General features: G+C 38.5%; 10 protein-coding genes and 1 pseudogene. 7 read left to right on the plus strand and 4 right to left on the minus strand.

Going from position 1 to position 16,132, the window contains the following annotated elements:
• The 6 genes and pseudogenes from BELBA_RS08615 to BELBA_RS08640 all read left to right on the plus strand — a co-directional run bounded on the left by BELBA_RS08615 (nt 1) and on the right by BELBA_RS08640 (nt 8,021).
• On the plus strand, nt 1-2,358 hold the full coding sequence (locus BELBA_RS08615) for a glycoside hydrolase family 127 protein (protein ID WP_014772337.1): 2,358 nt from the start codon (nt 1-3) through the stop codon (nt 2,356-2,358).
• Nucleotides 2,359-2,383: 25 nt separating this feature from the next.
• Complete coding sequence (locus BELBA_RS08620) at nt 2,384-3,931, plus strand: alpha-N-arabinofuranosidase (protein WP_014772338.1); 1,548 nt, start codon at nt 2,384-2,386, stop codon at nt 3,929-3,931.
• Nucleotides 3,932-3,943: 12 nt separating this feature from the next.
• A complete protein-coding gene (locus BELBA_RS08625) occupies nt 3,944-5,605 on the plus strand; it encodes a ribulokinase (protein ID WP_014772339.1) in 1,662 nt (553 codons plus the stop codon).
• 164 nt (nt 5,606-5,769) lie between these two features.
• Nucleotides 5,770-6,108: pseudogene (locus BELBA_RS08630) on the plus strand (four helix bundle protein); the annotation flags it as partial.
• A gap of 53 nt (nt 6,109-6,161) precedes the next feature.
• Complete coding sequence (locus BELBA_RS08635) at nt 6,162-6,860, plus strand: L-ribulose-5-phosphate 4-epimerase (protein ID WP_014772340.1); 699 nt, start codon at nt 6,162-6,164, stop codon at nt 6,858-6,860.
• Between the two features lie 12 nt (nt 6,861-6,872).
• Nucleotides 6,873-8,021 carry an aldose epimerase family protein gene (locus tag BELBA_RS08640; protein WP_014772341.1) on the plus strand — a complete coding sequence of 383 codons (1,149 nt, stop codon included), beginning with the start codon at nt 6,873-6,875 and terminating at the stop codon, nt 8,019-8,021.
• A 158-nt stretch (nt 8,022-8,179) separates the two neighbouring features.
• On the opposite strand, the gene BELBA_RS08645 is transcribed toward BELBA_RS08640, so the two are convergent.
• The gene (locus BELBA_RS08645; RefSeq protein WP_014772342.1) at nt 8,180-9,187 is read right to left on the minus strand and encodes a glycoside hydrolase family 43 protein; all 1,008 of its coding nucleotides are present in this window, start codon (nt 9,185-9,187) and stop codon (nt 8,180-8,182) included.
• 332 nt (nt 9,188-9,519) lie between these two features.
• On the opposite strand from BELBA_RS08645, the gene BELBA_RS08650 reads away from it, so the two are divergent.
• On the plus strand, nt 9,520-10,716 hold the full coding sequence (locus BELBA_RS08650) for an ATP-binding protein (protein ID WP_014772343.1): 1,197 nt from the start codon (nt 9,520-9,522) through the stop codon (nt 10,714-10,716).
• A 137-nt stretch (nt 10,717-10,853) separates the two neighbouring features.
• Here BELBA_RS08650 and BELBA_RS08655 read toward each other — a convergent pair whose 3' ends face one another.
• Genes BELBA_RS08655 through BELBA_RS08665 form a run of 3 tightly spaced genes read right to left on the minus strand, consistent with a single transcriptional unit; the run spans nt 10,854 to nt 16,047 of the window.
• Nucleotides 10,854-11,762: a 6-bladed beta-propeller gene (locus BELBA_RS08655; protein ID WP_014772344.1), complete on the minus strand. Its 909-nt coding sequence runs from the start codon at nt 11,760-11,762 to the stop codon at nt 10,854-10,856.
• A 26-nt stretch (nt 11,763-11,788) separates the two neighbouring features.
• Entirely contained in the window at nt 11,789-14,821 is a 3,033-nt protein-coding gene (locus BELBA_RS08660) for an AAA family ATPase (protein ID WP_014772345.1), read from the minus strand.
• Nucleotides 14,818-16,047: a metallophosphoesterase family protein gene (locus tag BELBA_RS08665; protein ID WP_014772346.1), complete on the minus strand. Its 1,230-nt coding sequence runs from the start codon at nt 16,045-16,047 to the stop codon at nt 14,818-14,820. Before BELBA_RS08665 ends, BELBA_RS08660 begins: the two co-directional genes overlap by 4 nt.
• Between the last annotated feature and the right edge of the window lie 85 nt (nt 16,048-16,132).

The raw sequence follows: 16,132 nt of genomic DNA on the forward strand, positions 1-16,132 counted from the left end.
ATGCCCAGCCAGCTTAAACTTATTACTGTTGTTTTCATTCTAGCATTAGGCTCAGCTTCCTATGCACAATCCAACCGTGTTCAATATTTTAAATTGGATCAGGTAAGGTTGTTGGATAGTCCATTCAAAAATGCTCAGGAAGTTGATAAAAAATACATTCTTGAGATGGATGTTGACCGACTTTTGGCGCCATACATGAAAGATGCTGGGATAGAATGGATCGCTGAGAACTATGGAAATTGGGAAGATACAGGATTGGATGGCCATATAGGTGGCCATTATCTCTCTGCACTATCGATGATGTATGCATCTACCGGAGATATAGAAATCAAAAGCCGATTGGATTACATGATTGAGCAACTGAAGTTAGCTCAGGATAAAAATGCAAATGGCTACATCGGTGGTGTTCCTAACGGACAAAAAATCTGGGAAGAAATCAGAGTTGGAAATATCAAAGCAGGTAGCTTTTCACTCAATGACAGATGGGTACCGCTTTACAATATTCACAAAATCTACGCAGGGCTTAAAGATGCTTATTTGATTGCAGGAATAGCCGATGCAAAACCAATGTTGATCGCGCTTTCAGATTGGTTTTATGACTTGACAGAAGGATTTTCAGAAGCACAATTTCAAGAAATACTAATCAGCGAGCATGGAGGTTTGAATGAAGTTTTTGCTGATGTATCAGCTATGACGGGAAATCCAAAATATCTAGAGCTTGCAAAGAAAATGTCTCATAATTTGATTCTAGATCCACTGTCTAAACGTCAAGACAATCTAACAGGAATGCATGCCAACACCCAAATCCCTAAAGTGATTGGTTTTCAGCGTATCGCACAACTTTCGGATGAGGCAAAATGGAATAACTCCGCCACCTATTTTTGGGAAAATGTCACCAATCAAAGGTCAGTTTCTATAGGTGGAAATAGTGTAAGAGAGCACTTTCATCCAAAAGATGATTTTTCGCCAATGCTTTCTTCTGATCAAGGCCCAGAAACCTGCAACACTTACAATATGATGCGCTTATCTGAGAAGCTTTTTGAAAGTAGCCCTGACAGAAAATACATCGACTATTACGAAAGGGCACTTTACAATCATATCCTTTCATCTCAACATCCTACTAAAGGTGGATTTGTCTATTTCACGCCCATGCGTCCACAGCATTATCGTGTTTATTCCCAGCCACACGAGAATTTTTGGTGTTGTGTAGGATCGGGTTTGGAAAATCATGCCAAATATGGTCAGGTTATTTATGCTCACAAGGAAGATGAACTTTTTGTGAATCTCTTTATCGCTTCGGAATTGAGCTGGGAAGAAAAAGGCATAAAACTCACTCAGAAAACAGATTTCCCTTTTTCAGAAAGCACAACACTTCAATTTGACCATAAAGGAAAGAAAGAATTTAAGCTAAAAATTAGATATCCAGATTGGGTCAAAGGAGGAGCAATGGAGGTTAAGGTGAATGGGAAATCTTTTCCTATAAGCCTGTCGAAAGATGGCTATGTTGTGATCGATAGAAAATGGAAATCAAAAGACCAAGTTTCTGTCACTTTGCCGATGTCAACGAAGGTGGAATATTTGGCTGATGGTTCTCCATGGGCGTCGTTTGTTCATGGGCCGATTGTATTGGCGGCTGAGACGGGAAAGGAAGACCTCAAAGGTGTTTTTGCAGATGATAGTAGAATGGGCCATGTTGCTTCTGGAAAGATGATCCCGATTTTTCAAACTGCAATTCTCAAGCAAACAGAAGAAAAAATCTCACCCGCGAAAAGCAATGATAATTTCAATTTTTATTTAGCTGAAAATCAATTTCATAATCAAAACGAATCTGTAAGTCTCGTTCCATTTTTTAATATTCATGAAAGCCGATATCAGGTTTATTGGCCGGTTTTAAAGGCAGATGAAGTTGATGATTTTAGAAAAAAATTGAGCGGAAAGGATGAATTGATGCTGAAATTGGAGTCTATCACTGTAGATCAGGTCGCTGCAGGTGAGCAACAGCCTGAATCTGAGCATAATTTTAAAGCTGTCAGCAGTCAATCTGGACAAGAAAATGGGCTTTTCTGGAGAAACACTACAACTACTTTTCAGTACGATCTGAAAAACCCAGCTTTGGAAGCTAAGACCTTGAGGATTTCTTATTTGCCTACCAAAAATAGCAATCCTTTCAAAATTCTGATCAATGGTGAAGTTTTAGCCGAGGAACATTTTGATTCTGAAAAATCACAGAAAATATTGGACAGAGATTATGACATTTCACTATTTCAATCAGAAGAAATAGAAGTGAAATTCGTCAGCGTTAATGGACTAGAGACTGAAAGAATCCACTATGTGAGATTACTGAAAGCAGATCAATAAAAAATAAACCTATAAATATAAACTTATGAAAACAAAAAGCTTAAAAGGGATCATGCTACTAACAGCAATGTTGGTTTCTTTCTTTTCCCTAGCTCAAAACCGCCTGATCGTAAATGCTGATCAAGGACATATTAAGATCAACAAGCATATCTACGGTCATTTTGCAGAGCACCTAGGAAGAAGTATTTACGGAGGTATCTGGGTAGGTCCTGACTCTGATATTCCAAATGAAGATGGATACCGTAAAGATGTGATGCAAGCATTGATCAACTTGGAAATCCCAAATTTAAGATGGCCGGGAGGTTGTTTTGCTGATGAATATCACTGGACTGACGGGATTGGAGATCCTGCCGAAAGACCGAAAATGGTCAATACCCATTGGGGTGGCGTGACAGAGGATAATTCTTTTGGAACACATGAATTCATGAATTTCGCCAAAAAAATCGGTACAGAACCTTATATCACAGGGAATGTAGGGAGTGGTTCTGTAGAGGAAATGTCCAAGTGGATCGAGTACATCAATTTTGATGGGGTGAGTCCAATGGCTGATTTGAGAAAAAGAAATGGTCAAGACGAACCTTGGGGTATCAGATATTGGGGTGTTGGAAATGAAAGTTGGGGTTGTGGAGGAAATATGACTCCTGAGTACTATGCCAACGAGTATAGAAGATATGCAACCTACGCTAGAAATTATGGAGGGAATAAGCTCTATAAAATTGCTGGTGGTGCGAATAACTGGGATTATAACTGGACTGAAGTCTTGATGAAAAACATTCCTTTGTGGATGATGGATGGACTTTCTTTACATTATTATACCATTGCTGGATCCTGGGAAAACAAAAAATCAGCGACAGATTTTGACAAAGAAACTTACTTGGAGACGTTAAGAAAAGCTGCATTTATCGATGATTTGATCAAACGTCATGGAACGATTATGGACAAATATGATCCTGAGAAGAGAATCGGAATGATCATCGACGAATGGGGAACTTGGTTTGAAGTAGAGCCGGGAACAAATCCTGGGTTCCTTTACCAACAAAATACCATGCGCGATGCTCATGTGGCGGCGATTTCTTTGAATATTTTCAATAAAAACGCAGACCGTGTTCACATGGCTAATCTTGCGCAGACTGTCAATGTCTTACAAGCGGTGATTTTGACAAATGAAACGGACATGATTTTGACACCAACTTATCACGTTTTTGATCTTTATAAGCCTCACAAAGACGCGACTTTGATTTCTCATGATTTGAAGTCTGAAGAAGTGAGTTTCGGTAAGGAAAAAATGGAAGCATTAAATATCTCTACTTCTAAATCTGCTGACGGAACAGTGAATATTAGTATTGCTAATATCAATCCGGATAAGAAAATCGACTTAGATGTAGTGTTAAGAGGAATTGATGCAAAAACTGTGACTGCTGAATACATCACTGCTCCTGCGATCAATTCGCACAATACTTTTGAGAATAAGGAAGTAGTAAAAAAAGCTGCTTTCAAAGATTTCAAATTGAACAAAGAAAATCTCAAAATTTCTGTGCCAGCAAATGCAGTTTTGATGGTAAGAGTGAAATAAATAGGTGAAAATATGAATGATAAATATGTAATTGGTCTTGACTATGGTTCTGATTCCGTAAGAGCAGTTTTGGTAAATACGGAAGATGGAAACTGTCTAGCAAGCCATGTCTATTGGTATCCAAGATGGAAAGCAGGCAAGTATTGTGATCCTGTATCCAATAGATTCAGACAACACCCTTTAGATCATCTGGAAGGACTGGAAGAGACTATTAAGGTGGTTTTGTCCAAGTCTGGAGTATCAAAAGAACAAGTGAATGCAATTTGTGTAGATACAACTGGCTCTTCCCCGATGCCGGTAGATGAAAAAGGAGTTTCTTTGGCTCTGAAGCCCGAGTTTGCAGAAAATCCCAATGCCATGATGGTCATTTGGAAAGATCATACTGCTATCAAAGAAGCAGACGAAATCAATCATGTCGCCCGAACATGGGGAGGTGAAGATTTCACAAAATATGAAGGAGGGATTTATTCTTCCGAATGGTTTTGGGCCAAAATTCTCCATGTTGTAAGAGAAGATGAAGCAGTAAAAAATGTAGCGTTTTCTTGGATGGAGCATTGTGATTTTATCACTGCCCATTTGATTGGAAATGAAGATCCCTTGAATTTCAAGAGAAGTCGATGCGCGGCTGGTCACAAAGCGCTATGGCATGAGTCCTGGGGCGGATTGCCACCAAAAGAATTTCTTGGCAAGTTTGATCCTTATTTGGCCGATTTAAAAGACAGGCTTTACACTGAAACTTACACTTCAGATGAAGTTGCTGGTAATTTAAGTAAAGAGTGGGCTGAGAAGCTTGGACTTTCTGAAGAAACAGTAATTTCTGTAGGGACATTTGATGCACATGCGGGAGCAGTAGGAGGAGAGATTACCGAAAACACCTTGATCAAGGTGATGGGAACATCAACTTGCGATATCATGGTCACCAATAAAGAAAAGTTAGGAGATAAATTGATTCCAGGAATCTGTGGACAGGTAGATGGTTCTGTAATTCCTGGTACAATTGGCTTGGAAGCTGGTCAGTCTGGTTTTGGTGATGTGTTGGCATGGTTCAAAAATCTCCTACTTAAACCATCTCTGGAATTGATTGAGGCAAGTGAAATCTTAAATCAAGAGCAAAAAGAGAAATTAAAAACAGAACTTGATGATCAATTGATTGTCAAATTATCTGAAGAAGCATTAGCGATACCTGTTGAGGAATCTAAAATTGTAGCCTTGGATTGGATCAATGGCAGGAGAACTCCAGATGCCAACCAAGCACTCAAAGGCGCAATCAGAAACCTGAATATGGGTTCAGATGCTGCTCGGGTGTTTAAGTCCTTGGTAGAAGCGATTAGTTTTGGGTCAAAAAGCATCGTAGAGCGATTCCGTCAGGAAGGTGTTCAGATCGATGCAGTGATTGGTTTAGGAGGAGTTGCCAAAAAGTCAACTTTGGTGATGCAGACACTCGCAGACGTACTGAATATGCCGATCAAAGTAGCCACTTCCGACCAAGCCCCAGCTTTGGGTGCCGCCATGTATGCTTCAGTTGCTGCAGGCATTCATGCTGATACCGAATCCGCAATACAAGCCATGAGCAACGGCTTCGATAAAATCTACGAACCAATCCCAGCCAATGTTCTTGTATATGAAAAGCTTTATAGCAAGTATACGGAGTTCGGGAAACTAATTGAAGGATAAGTTGAGAAGGAGGAATTAGGAAGGATGAGGGAGGGATTAATTTTAGATTTTAGAAGGTAGATTTTAGATTGAGTTGGAGATTGTGTAGATTTATTATGCTTTCAACATTTTTCAATTCTAATTTTTACATTTATGCAAAGTCTAATTAAACAAAGAGATTTGCTCTCGATGTAATTGATCTTATTGAATCACTTCCAAATTCAGTTTCAGTAAAAGCAATTTCCTATCAACTTGTCAAATCTGCGACTTCAGTAGGCGCAAATTACAGAGCTGTCTGCAGGGCAAGGAGTGATAATGAGTTTATTTCAAAACTTCAAATTGTCTTAGAAGAGGCAGATGAAAGTGGGTATTGGTTGGAATTAATTCAAGCTAAAGGCTGGGTTGATGTTTCAAGACAACTACAAGAGGCAAATGAATTATCAGCGATCTTTGTTTCGAGTCTGAAAACCATTAAAAACAGATCAAACTCAAAAAATAAAGAAGAAAACAATCCTCTAAAATAATTGTAGATTTCAGATTTCAGATCTAAAATCTACAATCTAAGATCTAAAATTAAATGTACAAAGAACTAAAACAAGCCTGCTACGAGGCGAATATGCAACTACCGAAATTGGATTTGGTGGTGTATACTTTTGGAAATGTAAGTGCCGTCGATAGAGAGAACGGCGTTTTCGCTATCAAACCAAGTGGTGTCCCTTATGAAGAATTGAAAGTGGAAGATATCGTCATCGTAGATTTTGACGCGAAAGTCGTAGAGGGGAAAATGCGCCCTTCTTCTGATACCAAAACCCATGCTTTTCTTTACAAACATTGGAAGCATATTGGTGGGATTTGCCATACGCATTCGACTTATGCAGTTTCTTGGGCACAGGCGATTATGGATGTTCCTAATTTTGGAACTACCCACGCTGACCATCTTACTGCTGACATTCCCTGTGCACCTCCCATGGCAGATCACCTGATCGAAGGAGACTATGAATACAATACAGGACAGCAGATTCTGGACTGTTTTGCGGAGAAAAACCTAAGCCCAAAAGAAGTAGAAATGATTTTAGTAGGAAGTCATGGTCCATTCGCTTGGGGAAAAGATGCTGCAAAAGCAGTTTACAATAGTAAAGTACTTGAAGAGGTTGCTAAAATGGCTTACCTTACACTCCAAATCAACCCAAATGCAGCTAGACTGAAAGATGCTTTGATCAAGAAGCATTATGAACGTAAGCATGGTAAAGATGCATACTATGGTCAAGGCTGTTAACACCTAAAGCACATGAAAAAAATGAATTTCAAATCAATCACCATTTTGTTCTCCGCCCTTTTAATCGGAATATGGAGTTGTTCTTCGCCTAAAACAGAGGAAAAAGAAGAAATGAAAAAAGAAATCAAATTTAAAGTCAAAGTACAGGAAGTTCCTGTAGGAGATCAGACAGCCAAGGTTTTTCATTTAGAAAATGGAAACGGAATGGAAGTAGAACTTTCAAGTTTTGGAGCTGTAGTTTCGAAGTTGATCGTGCCGGATAGAGATGGAAAATCTGAGAACATTGTTTTAGGATACGAGTCAATTGATGGGTATGACACCAATGACTATTACCTAGGGGCGACTGCTGGGAGATATGCAAACAGGATCGCTAAAGGTAAATTTGAAATCGACGGATCTAGCTATCAAGTAACCACCAATGATGGAAATAACCACCTTCATGGAGGTAATTTTGGCTTCAATCGTAAGAATTGGGACGCTGAATTTATTGAAGGCGAAGAGTCTATGAAAGTCAAAATGACTTACACGAGTCCTGATGGTGAAGAAGGTTTTCCTGGAGAGTTGGTCTCTACAGTCATCTATGAATTGACAGCTGATAATAAACTATTGATCAGTTTTGAAGCGACAACAGATAAACCAACCATCGTAAACTTGACGCATCATGGATACTTCAACCTTAGTGCGATGAAAGAGGATATTCTTGGACATGAATTGAAAATCAATGCTGCAAAATACACTCCTGTGGACAATGAATTAATTCCTACAGGGGAACTTAAAGATGTATCTGGAACTCCATTTGACTTCAACACACCAACGACAATCGGTGCTAGAATCTCAGAAATACAAGGAGGATACGATCACAATTATGTGGTAAAAGAGCAGCATGACGGTCAGCTGACAAAAATGGCTGAATTGTATCATGCGGGTTCAGGAAGAGTGATGGAGCTTTATGCGGATTCACCTGCTGTACAGTTTTATTCTGGTAATTTCTTAGATGGCGGATTGACTACCAATGGCGTTACATATTCTCAGTATATGGGACTTTGCCTTGAGCCGCAGACATTTCCAAATGCGCCAAATGAACCCTCTTTCCCATCTGCAAGACTTAATCCAGGCGAAAAATACAGCCACAAGATTGAGCTACACTTTGGTGTTAGATAATTGAAGATTTTAAAAGGTAGATTTTAGATTGGGCATTACTCCAATTCTGAATCTACCTTCTATTTTTTTGTTAAAGCCTGACAGACTCTCCAAATCAAGCTACTCCTTTAAAATCTAAAATCTAAAATCTAAAATCTAAAATCTAAAATCTAAAATCCTCAAACCGGGTCAACCCCCTCGGTTGTCATTACCACTCTTTTCAAAGTACCATCCGGATTATAATAGAGGTAGTCTATGCAAACAGACCTTCTAAAGCTTCCTCCATCTGTTGGGATACTGCCATTGTGATAGATAAAATAGTCTTTTCCTTTAAATTCTATGATTGCTTGGTGGTTGGTGTTTGAATTTCCAGCAACTTCATTTAAGATTCCTTTGTATTCCCAAGGCCCTGTGATGCTCTTGCTCATGGCATAGGCTGTTTTTTCTGGAAATTGATACGCGTATGTTAGATAATACCAGTCACCTTTCTTGTGAACCCATGGCGCTTCTGTGAAGTTGGGAAGTGGAATTTGATTGATTTCGCCATCAAGTTCTATCATGTTTGGTTTTAATTTGGCCCAATAAGCGATCGTATTTCCCCAAAACACATAAGCTTCTCCATCATCATCAATGAATACCGCTGGATCAATATCATCCCAACTGATTTCAGTATCTGTAGTCATGTCGTTGGTGATCAATGCTGAGCCTCGTGCATCTTTCCAAGGGCCGATCGGTGAATCTGCCACTGCAATTCCAATTGCTTTGCCAGGGATTTCTTTGTGTGTGACAGTCACAAACCAATAGAATTTACCGTCTTTTTCAATCGTATGGGCTGCCCAAGCATCGCCAGACGCCCAATCAAATGTTTCTACTACATTCAAAGCCGCTCTCTCCTCCCAATTGACCATGTCAGTGGAGGAAAAAATAAGCCATTCATGCATTTCATAAAACTCTTTTCGTGCAGGAGCCTCATCATGACCTACATAAAGAAATACGGTGTCATTATGTACAAGTACTGCAGGGTCGGCAGTGTATTTATGTGTGATGATTGGATTGCCAACTCTTTCAATTGAGGTGCTTTCTGCGGCTTGACTTTCGCTTTCTTGAGTAGTGGGTTCAGTACATGCCGCAAGTGTAATGATCAGCCCTGCTAAAGCTAAATTGATTTTTCCTTTGAAATTCTTCATAGATCAATGGGATATTATTGTTAAGGTTTATTTATCAATAGCAATATAAATAAATAAGTGTAAAAAATACAATTAAAATCTAGTGAGAAATACTGCGAGAATATTTGAGTTTATAAATAACCAGTAATCATCCTGCATAGGGTTTATAACCAAAAGTATGTTTCATGGATATTATATTTTTCAGCTATTAAATTTAAAAATAAGCTTTTTTTTCAATAAAATAGCTTAAAGATATTTTTGTAACTATCTGTATATAAAATAAATATGATGTTTAATTTGAATTTACTCAATATATTAAGTAAATTTACTCAATAAATAAAGTAATTTAGGATATGGCTTATCAAAGATCTGAAAAAACTACTCTTCTTAAGAGATTGAAGGATGAACCGAGACGCTTCATACAGGTGATTTATGGGCCTCGTCAAGTTGGGAAAACTACCATGGTTAGACAAATTTCAGCAGAGCTTGACTATCCACATTTGCTTGTAGCTGCAGATGCAGTTCCTGCTGGAGATGGAGTTTGGATAGCTCAGCAATGGGAGTTGGCAAGGATTGAGCAAGCAAAGCAATCGGACAAGCCTTTTTTACTCGTGATTGATGAGGTGCAAAAGATAGATAATTGGAGTGAACAGGTGAAATCTGAGTGGGATAGAGATGCTTCGTTAGGAATAGATGTCAGAGTGGTACTGCTTGGATCCTCGAGGTTGATGCTTCAACAGGGTTTGACAGAATCTTTGGCAGGTAGATTTGAGGCAACCTATCTAGGGCATTGGTCTTATGGAGAGATGAAAGCAGCTTTCGGTTTGACTGCAGAAGAATTCGTATGGTTAGGAGGTTATCCGGGAGCGATTACTTTAAAAGACGACGAGGATAGATGGAAGAGCTATATCCGGGATTCGCTGTTAGAAACCAGTATTTCCAAAGACATCCTGATGCTTACTCGAGTAGATAAGCCAGCATTGATGAAGCGCTTATTTGAATTGGGATCAGTGTATTCGGGGCAGGTGTTGAGTTTTACAAAAATCATGGGGCAGCTTAGCGACGCTGGAAATACAACTACTTTGGCCAATTATGTAGAGTTACTCAATGAAGCTGGACTTTTGGGAGGATTAGAAAAATTCAGCCCAAATATGGTGAGAAAGCGCTCTTCTAGCCCAAAATTCATCGTCCATAATACAGCCATCATGTCCGGAATCTCGAATGAGAGTTTCGACACATTAATGGAAAATCCAAAGACTTGGGGTAGATGGGTAGAGTCCGCAGTCGGTGCTCACCTTGTCAATCAATCTTTCAAGGATAAATACTTAACAATCCACTATTGGAGGCAGGGAAATGACGAAGTGGATTATGTGATAGAATATAAGAAGAAGGTAATTGCCCTTGAAGTGAAGTCTGCTAAAACAGGTAAATTATCAGGACTCAATGCCTTCGATAAAAAATTCAAACCCCAAAAATCTCTGCTGATAGGTTCAGGAGGGATTCCTTGGCAAGAGTTTTTGGAGATGGATGTTGTCTCCTTATTCAAATAAAAAGACAGTCATCTTGACTGTGTTTTTTGCTTAAAAATAATTTTATAATGTATTGATTAATAAATAAATACGTTACTTTTTAATATTTTACTCAATGTAATAAGTAAAACTACTCAATGGAGATTGTAATTTACAGCTCACTCTAAGACTAAGAGGAAAAACGAATATTCATATCCTTCTTCAAGACTATTCTTAAAGGATTCTGAAGCACTGTTTTTTACGTATTCCCCACTCACTCCAAAGACGGTTTTGCCAAAGCTCACGGTACTAATTTGAAATAACTCCATATTACTTTTGAAATCATCTTTTAAACTTGGATATGTTACTAAACTTCCCTTATCTATATCCCATAATCCTAATTTACCGCTTCCTTTGATAGTAATTCCAATTAGGGCTTTTTGATCATCAATTGGATAAACCTCCCCTGATAAATAGGAGTGTTTTTTAGCATTGAAAAAATTCATCATATCAAAAGCATCTTGAATTTTTAAAAATTGATCATCTGGAACTGTGCTACTCCCAAAATCAACTTTTGTAAATGGCATTAAACCTTCTTTTTCATTGTAAACAAAAATAGTATCATTGAAAGATTTTGTAAATAGGATTTGATCTTTGTATTTGGCTAAAGGTGAATAGGGCTTGTAAACGTAACCATATTCATTTCTATCGATTGGGATAGCAGTATGGATTATGCCACTTTCATCAGAAGCTACAAAGTCAAAATCAATTTCTTCATTTATTCGGTTTACGAATGAAACATATCCATTTTGGAAAGGTAAATGATAATGGGCCTTTGTGGCCATGATTTCTGTTTTTTCGTCTTTGAGGTTTTCATCAAACCAAATGATTTTGGAACCCCTAGAAACAACTCCAACTTTGTTATTTTTAACGACAAGATTATTGATCCCGTTAATGTTGAGCTTGTCATCATTGCCAAATCGAATGGAATTCAGGACATTACCATCATAATCAACCTGGTAAAGTGATTGTGAATAATCTTGGTCGAATAGATAAATATATTTTTCTGAAAGTATAACATCAGGCATTCCTCCTATAGGAGTTTTTGTTTTTATTAAAAAGAATACCTCACCTGACTTCCTTTCTCTGCATCCAACTCGATTTTAGCATAGACTTCTATCTCTTGTTGGAGTTCTTCGACGTGGGAGATGATACCGACAACTCTGTTTTCGTGTCGAAGAGCCTTGAGGGTTTCGAAGACCACTCGAAGAGCATTTCTATCTAAGGCACCAAAACCTTCATCCAAAAAGAAGAAACTTTGATCTGCTTCATTAAGTGATTTGACTTTCTCAGCCAACGCCAAAGCCAAGCATAATGATGCTTGAAAAGTCTGACCACCAGAAAGTGATTTGAGGAGTCGCTTTTTGCCTCCATTGAGGTAATCGACCACATAGAAAGTATTATTTTCATCGATCTCCAAGCTCATACTGTTTTTGGTGAGTTTGTTGAATCGAATATTAGCAGTATTGCAGAGTTCTTTTAGGTAGATTGAACTTACGTATTGCACAAATCCACTACCTTTGAAGAGCTTTTCAAGTTCTTTTAGGTTACTCTCTCGGTTTTCTAACTTACCGAATGTTTCAAGGACTTTTTTCTTCTCTTTGAGCTTTTCGGTGCTTTCTATGATTTCTCTATCCAGAAGCGTAAAATCTTTCTTGATTACATCTAGTGCTTTGGATTTGGCTTCTAGCGTATTTTTCAATTCTTCAAAAGCGTCTTGATTGAAATCTTTAATACCTTCCGTTTTTTGGATCTCTTCGATTCTGGATTTCACCAAATGAGCTCTTTGCTCAAAATTCTTAATTTCTATCTCCACTTTATCAGCATCCAAAGAATGATGAAAGAGCTGAATCAATTTTTCTTCATCTTCAAAACCATGAGTTTTTTTGAGATCCTCAAACTGATATTTGAGGGAGGTGATCTTATTTTCTGTGTCTATTAGTCCTTTTCTGTAAGTTTCTAAGTTGGCTAGATTGGTTGCTTGTTTATTTCTGATTTCTACCAAAATTTTTTGGATGCCATTGAGCAAATCAGCTGTTTTGTCGATATCATCTTGAACTCTCTGAATAGTCTGCTGTATTTCCAAAGCATTTTTATCGAAAAATGGCTGACAAAACCCTAAATCCTTGATGTCACTTCTTTTGGAGTTTTGCTTTGTGTGGAGGGTTAGCAAACCCTGCTCCAGAATCCGTAGCTTCTGCTCGGCAGTTTCCAAATCAGACTTTTCTGTTTGCCATTTCTTTCTCCAATCTTTCAGTTGCCGATTTTGTTGATCAGCTTTTTGTATGGCGCTTTCTGTTTTTTGGAGAAAATGCCTAACAGCTTCTACATTATCAAAGCTTTGTGCTTTTAAATCTTCTTCCAAGTTTTTGATTTGACTTTCCAGATTTTGAAAATCCGAAAGCTTTGATTCCAATTGTTGGGTATTGCTATCGAGCTTGAATCCGAATTCAGACAGTTTTTTGGAAAGTTCAAATACATCTTCTAAGGTGATTTTAACCTTTTCGATTTCCTCTTCTTTCTGTTTTAGAGAAAGGTCTTGTGGATCGGATTGTAAGGGGTCGGGGTGCTCTGAGGCTCCACAGAGCGGACAAGGCTTGCCATCCTCCAGCAAATGTACATGAGCACCCAAACCACTTTTCTGAATCAGATTGTCTCTTTCTGATTCAAGGGTTTTAATTCTATTTTTCAGACTTTCAATCCAAGTATTGATTGATAATTCGTCTTTGGGTAAATGATCTTGTAACTTTGTGATTTCTTCCTGAAGCTGTTTTTGGGATAGCTCTAGATTTTTAATTTCAAGTCCTAGCGTTTTCTTATTTGAATTCCAGTTCTCCCAATCTTTTACAGCACTTTTAAGATTAGCAAGTCGATTGCTGTCAGGAATCTGGTTCTTGTCCAACTCCTCTTCTAGTTTGCTGATTTTAACTTCCAAAGTTTTCTGTTCTGAGGTTCTTGTATCAAGATTTGGACGGATTAATTTGATCTCTTTTTCAGCTTCTTCGATTTGTAGCTCAAGGTCTTTGACTTCTTTCACCTTTTCAAGATCTCTGATTTTGGATTCTCGCTCTGACTTTTGATTGGCCTTTTCCTTTAGTTTAGTTTCTTCTTCGACCTTTTTACAGATTTCTTCGACATAGCTTTCTTTGAATCGCTCACAGTCAACGATGCTTACTTGAAACTTTTCTACTTCCTTTTTTCTATCTTCTATTTGATCCCATATAGGTTTCAAATAAGTTTTTGCTTTTAAAAAGTCCTTGAAAACAGCTTTTTTTTCTTTGATGTCTTCCTTCTTAGCATCTAACTCTTCCCACTCTTTTTCAAAGCTTTGAAGTGTTTGATGCAATGCCTGAATTTGCTCCTGTTTTTTGTAAGTCTGTACTGCATGTTGAAAATCCTTTTCCAAAGCCCCAACTTGCTCAGCAATTTGCTTGATGTTGGTTTCTTTTTCTTTCAAGCTTTCTTCAGAATATTGCGCTAAGCTGGTAATCTGTGTTTCCAGTCTGATTTTTTCATCTTTGACAATTCGGAGCAGTCCGGCAGTTTTGTAGCTCAAATCGAATCTTTCTAAACCAAACAACTCCTTCATCATCTCAGCTCTCGGCCCAGGTGTGAGGTCGATAAATTCCTTGAATTTTCCCTGAGGAATGATGACAGTTTGCTTGAAATGCTCTTTTTTCATCCCCAAAATATCCTCACCTCGAAGTGTCAATGGCTGAAGTTCGGATCCTGTCTTAAGATAAAAGGTATGCTCAGCAGGTTTTACATCATCAAAATTCTTTGGATTTCGCTTTGCACCATATCTGCCGAGGTAGGTATTGCTGTTGTTTTTTCCAGCTTTGAATTCAAAGTTGATCAGCAACGCTTCACTTTGAAGATTGACCATGCTGTTTTTTTCTCCACGATCGGAAAGTCGCTCAGTGCTTCCGTAAAGCGCAAGTAAGACAGCTTCCAATATGGAGGATTTTCCACTTCCTACAGCTCCAAAAATCCCAAAAAGTCCAGCTGCTGTCAGTTGATCAAATTCGATGATCTGTTTTTCCTTGTAGGAATAAAGCCCTTGTATTTCCAGTCTAATTGGGATCATAAATCTTCGTTTTGGCTGATTACTTCATTAAAAATATCGATCAACTCCGCATTGGGATCTTGACCTTTTTCGCTTTTGTAATACATCTTGAAAAGTGTCACCATATCTTTTCCTAAATCTTCTACTTTGAGGCTTAAGCTTTCCTGACCTTTGATATGCAGAATCTCTGGGATCAAGTTGACAATTCCATCGTGAGCTTTCATGATGGCTTTTCTCGTCGCTGCGTCAATGGCATGCTCGGTGGCGAAGGTGATTTCTACAAAGCAATAAGGATTTGCTTCAAGCCATGCCAGCGTATCGGCTAAATGCTCAAAACGTTTTCTGTATAGTGGTCTTCCCGCTGTCAGTGGGACGGCTTCGTAGTTGATCTCCTTATTAGGTTCGGCTTTTAGGATCACAACCCTTTTTTCCTGATCAGCTTCGCTAAAAGAGTAGGCTAGGGGAGAACTTGAATATACTACTGGAAAAGGAGATTTGCTCACCGCATGATAGCGGTGTAAGTGTCCCAAGGCAGCATATTGAATTTGTGTAGGAATATTGGACGTATAAAGTGCCTGTGCTCCGCCAACATGTAGGATGGGCCGTTCACTTTCAGGTTCTGGCTCTGGTTTTTCACCTTCTTTGACAAAGAAAAAATGCCCTGCAAATAGGTTGATGCCGCCCTTGTCACAATACTGGTCAGCAAGATTTCGCCATTTTGCTTCTAGAATATTCCTCAATTCGGCTTCTCTGTCTTCTTCGCCTAAATAAGTTTTGAGTAAGACTTCATTGGCATAAGGAGCTAAAATGATGCGGATTGGTTCTGCATGTTTTGGGAGTTTGATTTCTATAAATCCTGATTCAGAATTGAGAATTTCTATACCATTGTCTAGTTTTCCTATTGGCATGACCGAGTCGTATCTGCTGTAGAAGAAAATGCCCATTTCCCTAGCTAAAGGATCCGGAGCTTCGACAAACTGCGTGCTATCGTGATTTCCTGAGATGGCGATGATCGGTCTTTCTCCATTCTTGGATAATCTCCGCAAGGTTTTGTAGAGAAGCTCGACAGCTTCGTGGCTAGGGTTGAAACTATCAAAAATATCACCTGCTAGCAAAATCAGATCAACTTCTTGATCATCTGAGATTTGAATGATTTCTTCTAGGACGAGTTTTTGTTCTTCCATTCTGGAAAAATCCTGCAATCTTTTGCCCAAATGCCAGTCTGCGGTGTGAAGGATTTTGATCATAGCTGAAAAGTCTTGTGTAGATTTAAATGAAAATAGTTTAACTTTATTCGATAAGGAATTTAAAGTTATCAGCTTGGGACATCCT

This window comes from Belliella baltica DSM 15883 (assembly GCF_000265405.1).
GTDB classification, from domain to species: Bacteria; Bacteroidota; Bacteroidia; order Cytophagales; family Cyclobacteriaceae; genus Belliella; species Belliella baltica.